The organism is Pseudomonas sp. 2,4-D, from assembly GCF_030418155.1.
Classification (GTDB): Bacteria; Pseudomonadota; Gammaproteobacteria; order Pseudomonadales; family Pseudomonadaceae; genus Aquipseudomonas; species Aquipseudomonas alloputida.
In genome coordinates, this window is sequence record NZ_JAUHUI010000076.1 from 1 (window position 1) to 7,574 (window position 7,574).

Here is a 7,574-nt window from a genome sequence, read left to right on the forward strand (position 1 = left end):
TCACCGGGAATGCCGAATACATACTCGACACCTTCGTTTTCCAGGCATTGCACAACGACATCGGCGGCCTTGGCCATTTGGGGTACTACCTCAAAATCTTTGTGGGATTGCAGATTTATTAAGCTGCGTGACTGAGATGTTGCAGGATGTCTCAGTGGCGCGCATCGTAGGCCCTCTGGTTAATAATAATAAATATATTGTTATGATGCTTAGCATCACAGTTCGTTATGAATGCATCTCGCATGAAAGGTAGCACCCCTCAATGAACCTCAAGGCATTGCGCTGCTGTGTCGAAATCGTCCGCCAAGGCAGCTTCACCAAGGCCGCGCAGCACCTGCACATCGCCCAGCCCGCGCTGAGCATGGCCGTTACCCGGCTGGAAGAAGAACTGGGGGTAACCCTGTTCAACCGCACCACGCGCAAAGTGATCCTCACGGCAGAAGGCGAGCAGTTCTTGCCGCGCATTGCCTCAGCCCTGCGCGAAATGGACGTTGCCCGGCAAGAGCTGCGCGACATGGCCGACCTCAAGCGCGGTGAAGTGCGCCTGGGTATCCCGCCGATGTTCGGCCTGCACTACGTCCCCGGGTTGATGAACGCCTTCCGCAAGTCGTACCCGGGCATTGCCATGACCGTGTTCGAAGGCAGTGCCGAAGACATTGGTCATCGCCTGGAGCAACGGGAAATCGACCTGGCGCTGCTGGAGTCCCGTCGTGTACCGCCCGACAAGGAGTCGATCCTGCTGGGCAGCGACGAGATGCTGGCGTGCATGCACCCTGATCACCCCTATGCCGGCAAGGCCTACCTCACCGCCGAAGACCTGCGCAATACCGACATGGTGGTGTTCGATCGCACCTTCGTTCAACGCCATCTTCTGGATGCGTTCTTCGCCGAACATGGCATCACTTACCAAGTGGCGCTACAGAGCAACTTCGTCTCGCTGGTAGTGCAGGCCGCGCTGGACAACATGGGGGTGGCGACCCTGCTGCGCTCGGTGCAGCAACGCACGCCAGGCATCGTCGGAGTGCCGTTCCGGCCAGCACAACAGATGAGTTTCCGCTTGTGCTGGCGCTCGGGGGAATACCTGTCGCTGGCCAGCAAGCGGTTCATCGACTTTGCTGCACAGACGCATTACCTGGAGCGGTGAGGGCCAGTCTTCTGGGCGAGATGAGCAATCACCTGCTCCGCGGCACGCCCCAGGCAGCCTTTGAAAAAGTGATTGGCACCGGCGTATACCGACACTGCCCGTTGTTCAGGGCCAGCCCATTGCAGCAGGTTGGCCAGCGGTGCCATTTCATCCTGTTCACCCTGCAGTAACAGGCAATCCCCAGGCAGCGGCAATGGCTCGTAATAGCGCCCTCCCGGTACATCCCCCACCGGCAGCCCCATCAATGCGACTGCCTGCAACTGCCCTTCCAGCGCACAGGCAACCCGGGCGAACACGTAGGCCCCAAAGGAAAACCCGACCAGGGCTACCGGCAGCTCGGGCTGTTGCTGGTTGAAGTGACGGATGACCGTGATGCAGTCCTCGGCTTCACCGATGCCCTGGTCGTGCGCGCCTTGGGTCTGCCCCACCCCACGAAAGCTCGGCCGTACCACTTGCCAGCCGGCTGCACGTAGCTGCCGTGCCAGGGTCAGCGGCACGATATGCCGTGGGCTACCGCCCAGCAGCGGTTGCGGATGGCTGACCAGCACCAACCCTTTGGGTGGTCCGTCGGGGTAGTCGATCAACAGCTCGATCTGGCCGACGGCCCCATCGATAAGCAGCGGGTTGCGCGGGGTATCTGACATTGCAGTTGTCCTTGTGAACCGAGTGTGTGGCGCGTGTACACCGTTTGCCGAGCGTTGGCGCGTCACCGCCCGCAGTCTAAAAGAGCAGGCATACCCGCTGCCACAGGATCCAGCCACTTCCGCCAGGGCGTAGCAAGAGCGCCCGCACTGAGCAGGAAACGGGCTGACAGGCGAGGAAGCCGGGGCAGCATCCTCGACGTTGCAGCCATCGATTGACTATTATCCCGCCTTGAACGTTTCAGCATGTTTCAATAGGGATACAGATGTCAGTCCAGGAACGCCCCCCGCTACCCAGTAAAAACACCGTCGCCAAGATGGAAGCCGCCATGGCACTGGGCAGCTTTGCCATCGGCACCGGCGAATTCGCCATCATGGGCCTGATGCCCGACATTGCCAGCAATTTGCAGTTGAGCGAACCACAGGTGGGCCATGCCATCAGCGCGTATGCGCTGGGGGTAATGGTTGGCGCCCCGACACTGGCCATTCTCGGTGCCAAACTGCTGCGCAAGCACATGCTGCTGCTGTTGATGCTGCTGTATGCCGTGGGCAACCTGGCCACTGCCTTTGCCCCCTCATTCGGTGGCCTGGTCGCATTTCGTTTCATCAGCGGCCTGCCCCACGGCGCCTACTTCGGCATTGCCGCAGTGGTGGCCTCGAGCATGGTGGCCAAGGATCAGCGCGCGGGGGCCGTTGCCCGGGTGATGATGGGCCTGACCTTGGCCATGTTGCTCGGCAACCCGGTTGCCACCTTCCTGGGCCAGTACTTCGGCTGGCGTTCGGCATTCGTGCTGGTCGGCGCGATCGCCCTGTGCACCATCGCCCTGGTCTGGCGTTTCGTGCCCCAGCGCCACGACGAAACACGCAGCGACCCGCGCAAGGAGCTCCAGGCCTTTGCCCTCCCACAGGTATGGATGGCGCTGGCCATCGCTTCGATCGGTTTTGCCGGCATGTTCTGCGTGTTCAGCTACCTGGCACCGACCATGCTGCAAGTGACCCAGGTGTCGCCACAGTGGATTCCGTTCGGTCTGGCGGCGTTCGGCGTGGGCGGTATCGTCGGCAACATCGCTGGCGGCAAGCTGTTCGACCGCCTGCAGTTCCGCGTCGTGGGCTTGGTACTGATGTGGTCGGTCGCCGTGCTGCTGTTCTTTACCTTCGCCGCCCAGGCGCTGTGGAGCCTGCTGCTGGGCATCGGCCTGGTGGGCACCATGATCGCCCTGGCGGCACCGCTACAGATTCGCCTCATGGACATTGCCCATGAGGCACCTAGCCTGGCAGCTGCGTCGAACCATGCGGCGTTCAACCTGGCCAATGCCCTGGGGCCATGGCTGGGAGGCATGGCGATCACTGCAGGCATGGGCTGGACCAGCACCGGGTACATTGGCGCCGCGACTGCGCTGGTTGGTTTGGGCATTTACCTGGTGGCGCGGCGGATGAAAGGCGGGCATTGAAGCCGGCATGGTCATAAAGGGTTACCCTACCCCTTCATGCACCCGCCACTGCCGAGTCATTCATGTTCGATTGGGAAGACCTGCGCCATTTCTCCGCCTTCAGCTCGGCCGGCTCGCTGTCGGCCGCTGCCAAGACCCTGGGTGTCGACCACGCCACCGTGGCCCGGCGCATCGCCTCGCTCGAAGCTTCGCTCAAGCTCAAGCTGGTCGACCGACGTCCCCGCGCTTATGCCCTCACCCACGAAGGCCAACGTGTTGCGGAACTCGCCGAGCAGATGGCCATGTCCTCTTTTGCCCTGGAGCATTTCGCCAGCGCCGGCCAACAGGCAGTGGAAGGCGAAGTGGTGCTCTCGTCACCACCGGCGCTGCTGGGCAGCATCGTCGCCCGGCGCCTGGGCGAGCTGTACCAGCGCTACCCACAGCTGCGCCTGAAGCTGGTAGGCAGCAAATCCAAGGCGTCCTTGGTCCGCCGCGAAGCTGACATCAGCATCGCCCTGGCCAGGCCGACAGAGCCAACTCTGGTGGTCAGCCTGCTGGGACACCTGGATTACCGGCTGTATGCCTCGCCCGGTTACCTGGCCAGCGCAACGGTCAGGCGCTACATCGGCTACGACGAGTCTCAGGCCCGTTCCCCACAACAGCAATGGCTCAACCTCCAGGCCGGCCAGCAGCCGTTCGCATTGCACAGCAATGACCTGCGCATCCAGGCCCAAGCCTGTGCCGGCGGCATCGGCATCGCCTGCCTGCCCGCGTTCATGGCACAGGAACACGGTCTGAAAGAGGCAGGCAGCGCCCAACAGACAATGAGCATCGAAATCTGGCTGGCCGTGCATGAGGACGTGCGCGCCACACCGCGGATCAAGGCGGTTACCGACTTCCTTCAGCAACAGGTGCGGCCGCTGCTACGCTTGTGAATTCTTGCAGATGGCACATGCATCAATACGGAATTTTCGCCCAACCCTGCCAGCGTTAGGCTAACTCCATCACTCACGCCCTTGAAGGAAACGACGATGCAGTACGTAAAGCTGGGTAGCACTGGGCTGGACATTTCAAGGCTGTGCCTGGGCTGCATGACCTTCGGTGAACCCGACGCCGGCACTCACCCCTGGACCTTGGGCGAAGACGCCAGCCGGCCGATCATTCGCCATGCCGTCGAGCAAGGCATCAACTTCTTCGACACTGCCAACAGCTATTCCGCCGGCACTTCGGAAATCATCCTCGGCAAACTCCTGAAGGAGTTTACCCGCCGCGAAGAGACCGTGATCGCCACCAAGGTGTTCTTCCCTGCCAACATGTGGGAGGGCGCCAGCCGGCCCAATGAGCAAGGCTTGTCACGCAAGGCGATCATGGCCAACATCGACGCCAGCCTCAGCCGCCTGGGCACAGACTACGTCGACCTTTACCAGATCCACCGCTGGGACTACCACACCCCCATCGAGGAAACCATGGAAGCTCTGCATGATGTGATCAAGGCCGGCAAGGCGCGCTACATCGGTGCATCGTCGATGTATGCCTGGCAGTTCGCCAAGGCGCAGCAGGTAGCCGCCAACCATGGCTGGAGCCGCTTCGTGTCGATGCAGAACTACCTCAACCTGATCTACCGCGAAGAAGAGCGAGAGATGATCCCGCTGTGCCTGGATCAAGGCGTCGGCCTGATGCCCTGGAGCCCGATGGCGCGCGGCCGCCTGACCCGGCCGCATGGGCAGCAAACCCAACGCACGCGCACCGATGTGTCCGGGCAGTCGTTCTATGAAAAGACCGAGGTGGAGGACGGCCGGGTAATCGATGTGGTCGAGCAGATCGCCAGCGAACGGGGGGTGCCGATGGCCCAGGTTGCGCTGGCCTGGGTGCTGGGTAGGGCCGGCGTTAGCGCCCCTATCGTCGGCGCCTCGAAGCCCGCCCACCTGGACGATGCCCTGGGCGCACTGTCACTGCAGCTGAGCGAGGATGAGGTGGCGCGCTTGCAGGCCCCTTACGTTCCCCACGCAGTTACCGGCTTCAAGTAGCAATGGCTTGCGGCAGTTCGATGCGCACCCGCAAGCCCCCTGTGGCGGCGGCCAGCGCGGTGATGCTGCCACCGTGCAAGGCGATGGAACGCTGGGCGATCGCCAGCCCCAGGCCAAAGCCGTCGCTGCTGTCGGTGCCACGGTCGAACGGTTCGAAGATACGCTGCAGGCGCGCCGGGTCGACGCCTGGGCCATGGTCGCTGACGCACACCTGCAACCATTGCCCCCCTGGTGCCGGTGCGGCCTTCACCAATACCGCCGTGCCGGTCTTGGTGTAGCGCACGGCATTGCGGATGACGTTCTCGAAGGCCCGGTACAGGAGTTCTTCATGGCCATGCATGAGAAACGCGCCCTGAGCCAGCAAGGACACTTGGCACTGCTTCATGCCTGCCTCGAAACGGGCATCCTCGACGATCTGCGCCAGCAGTTCGACAACATCCACGCTGGCGAAGTCATTGTTGTCTTGACGGGACTGGGCACGGGCCAGGGTCAGCAGTTGCTCGATCAGGTCGTCCATGCGCCGCGACTCGCGCTCGACCCGCTCCAGCATGTCGGGCCGGTCGGGTTGCTGGCGCATCAGGCCAATAGCTGCGTGCATGCGGGTAAGCGGTGAGCGCAGTTCGTGGGAAATATCGTGCAGCAGGTTCTGCTGGGCCTGCACCAACGCCTTGAGTTGGCCAGCCATGCGGTCGCAGTCCTCGGCCAGCTCGACGATCTCGTCGTGGCGCTTGCCCAGCCGGGGTTTGACGCGCACATCGAACCGGCCCTGAGCCACGTGGGCCATCGCCTCACGCAACCAGGCCAGTGGGCGGGTCAGGTACAGGCTGCACAGAAAGGCAAACAGCGCACTCATCAGCGTGCCGGTAAAAAGAGGGCCCACGCCGCGAGGGCGCGCAGGCTCACCAAGCACCGTGGCCACCGAGGCACGCAGCACCAGCGCGCGACCTTGGCGGTCGCTCAAGGCTTGCTCGAAACGCGCCTCCGGCACCGCCCGGCCGGCCAGCAACCGACCCTGGCTGTCGTAAAGGCCCACCTGCACATCCGGCGGCTGCGGCGATACATCAAGCAGCTGTCGGCCTGCCTGCTCGCCGTAGCGCTGCAACATCTGCATTTCGGTGGCCAGCAACGAACGCAGTGCCGGGGTATCGCCACGCCAGTCATTGAGCATGAAAGCGCCCGCCCCCACCAGAAAGGTCAGGCAATTGGCCAGCCAGAACGCCAGAAACAGTTTCCAGAACAGACGTCGGCGCATCATTCGACGATCAGCATGTAACCCATGCCACGCACGCTCTGGATCCAGCTGCTGCCGTCGGCACGCGGGCCAAGCTTGTGCCGGATGCTGCTGACATGCACATCAATGCGCCGGTCATAGCGGGTTAGTGGCCTGCCCAAGGCGTTGAGTGACAAGTCCTGCTTGCTGATCAGTTGACCAGCCTGGCGGGCCAGCGCCTCAAGGAGGCTGAACTCCGAGCCGGTCAGCTCCAGTGTGGCGTCGCACCAGTGCGCCTCACGACGGCCAGGCCACATTTTCAATGCCCCGGAACGCACGTGCTCAGGCGTAATGGCCTCTCCCATCAGCTGCGGCTGAACCCGACGCAGTATTGCCCGCAGGCGTGCCACCAGCTCACCGGGAGAGCTGGGCTTGGGCACATAGTCATCGGCCCCCAGCTCCAGGCCGGCAATGCGGTCGATGTTGTCACCGCGTGCCGTCAGCAGCAGCACCGGCACCTGGCTACGTGCACGCACGCGGCGCAGCACCTCGATACCAGAGATGCCTGGCAGCATCACGTCCAGCACCACTACCTGAAAATGGCCGGACAACGCCAGGGGCTCGCCTTCCTCACCAGTGCCCGCGGCCGTCGCTTGGAAGCCTTCGCGCGCCAGGTACAAAGAGAGCATTTCAGTCAGTTCGCGGTCGTCGTCGACCAGCAGCACAGGAATCATCAGGGCCAGATATCGCAATTGCAGGGGGGGCAATGATCGCCCTGCAAGCCGGCACTGTCACTGCCGCCCGGTCGGACTTTACACATCTTTACCCTCGGCTAACCGCGCCGTACACAGCCCGCCCGTATCCTCATCGCCCGCTGCTTGCGGGTCGCCCGCGCTTGCTGCCCTCCGAATCCGCTTGTCTGGAAACCCCGATGAACTACCCGCGCCTGTTGCTCTCCATCCTGTTGCTGAAAGCCACCCTGGCCCAGGCCTCACCGTTCAGGATCGCCGACATCCGCGTCAACGGCCTGCAGCGGGTTTCCGCCGGCAGTGTGTTCGGTGCCTTGCCGCTGAACGTTGGCGACCAGGCCGACGACCGCCGCCTGGTGGACTCGACTCGTTC

At 63.0% G+C, this 7,574-nt stretch carries 7 protein-coding genes and 1 pseudogene; 5 read left to right on the forward strand and 3 right to left on the reverse strand.

Annotated elements, in window-relative coordinates; translation table 11 throughout:
* The first annotated feature begins 262 nt into the window (after window positions 1–262).
* The gene (locus QYE47_RS26985) at window positions 263–1,144 is read left to right on the forward strand and encodes a LysR family transcriptional regulator (protein WP_004374921.1); all 882 of its coding nucleotides are present in this window, start codon (window positions 263–265) and stop codon (window positions 1,142–1,144) included.
* On the opposite strand, the gene QYE47_RS26990 is transcribed toward QYE47_RS26985, so the two are convergent.
* The gene (locus tag QYE47_RS26990; RefSeq protein ID WP_014590870.1) at window positions 1,129–1,788 is read right to left on the reverse strand and encodes an alpha/beta hydrolase; all 660 of its coding nucleotides are present in this window, start codon (window positions 1,786–1,788) and stop codon (window positions 1,129–1,131) included. The genes QYE47_RS26985 and QYE47_RS26990 overlap by 16 nt on opposite strands.
* Window positions 1,789–2,051: 263 nt before the next feature.
* Between QYE47_RS26990 and QYE47_RS26995 the strand changes: the two genes are divergently transcribed.
* The 3 genes from QYE47_RS26995 to QYE47_RS27005 all read left to right on the forward strand — a co-directional run bounded on the left by QYE47_RS26995 (window position 2,052) and on the right by QYE47_RS27005 (window position 5,242).
* Complete coding sequence (locus QYE47_RS26995) at window positions 2,052–3,236, forward strand: MFS transporter (RefSeq protein WP_070383944.1); 1,185 nt, start codon at window positions 2,052–2,054, stop codon at window positions 3,234–3,236.
* 62 nt (window positions 3,237–3,298) lie between these two features.
* On the forward strand, window positions 3,299–4,150 hold the full coding sequence (locus QYE47_RS27000; RefSeq protein ID WP_014590868.1) for a LysR family transcriptional regulator: 852 nt from the start codon (window positions 3,299–3,301) through the stop codon (window positions 4,148–4,150).
* A gap of 96 nt (window positions 4,151–4,246) precedes the next feature.
* Complete coding sequence (locus QYE47_RS27005; RefSeq protein WP_014590867.1) at window positions 4,247–5,242, forward strand: aldo/keto reductase; 996 nt, start codon at window positions 4,247–4,249, stop codon at window positions 5,240–5,242.
* Here QYE47_RS27005 and QYE47_RS27010 read toward each other — a convergent pair.
* Window positions 5,235–6,497: an ATP-binding protein gene (locus tag QYE47_RS27010; protein WP_019437018.1), complete on the reverse strand. Its 1,263-nt coding sequence runs from the start codon at window positions 6,495–6,497 to the stop codon at window positions 5,235–5,237. The two genes, QYE47_RS27005 and QYE47_RS27010, sit on opposite strands and share 8 nt — an antisense overlap.
* Window positions 6,494–7,186, reverse strand: a complete 693-nt coding sequence (locus tag QYE47_RS27015; RefSeq protein ID WP_019437019.1) for a response regulator transcription factor — start codon at window positions 7,184–7,186, stop codon at window positions 6,494–6,496. Before QYE47_RS27015 ends, QYE47_RS27010 begins: the two co-directional genes overlap by 4 nt.
* Before the next feature lie 197 nt (window positions 7,187–7,383).
* Here QYE47_RS27015 and QYE47_RS27020 point away from each other — a divergent pair.
* Window positions 7,384–7,574: pseudogene (locus QYE47_RS27020) on the forward strand (outer membrane assembly protein); the annotation flags it as partial.

Bases quoted from the DNA above. Each gene is read 5' to 3' on its own strand.
- QYE47_RS26990 (WP_014590870.1), bottom strand. From the start codon at position 1,788: ATGTCAGATACCCCGCGCAACCCGCTGCTTATCGATGGGGCCGTCGGC.
- QYE47_RS27015 (WP_019437019.1), bottom strand. From the start codon at position 7,186: ATGATTCCTGTGCTGCTGGTCGACGACGACCGCGAACTGACTGAAATG.
- QYE47_RS26985 (WP_004374921.1), top strand. From the start codon at position 263: ATGAACCTCAAGGCATTGCGCTGCTGTGTCGAAATCGTCCGCCAAGGC.
- QYE47_RS26995 (WP_070383944.1), top strand. From the start codon at position 2,052: ATGTCAGTCCAGGAACGCCCCCCGCTACCCAGTAAAAACACCGTCGCC.
- QYE47_RS27000 (WP_014590868.1), top strand. From the start codon at position 3,299: ATGTTCGATTGGGAAGACCTGCGCCATTTCTCCGCCTTCAGCTCGGCC.
- QYE47_RS27005 (WP_014590867.1), top strand. From the start codon at position 4,247: ATGCAGTACGTAAAGCTGGGTAGCACTGGGCTGGACATTTCAAGGCTG.
- QYE47_RS27010 (WP_019437018.1), bottom strand. From the start codon at position 6,497: ATGATGCGCCGACGTCTGTTCTGGAAACTGTTTCTGGCGTTCTGGCTG.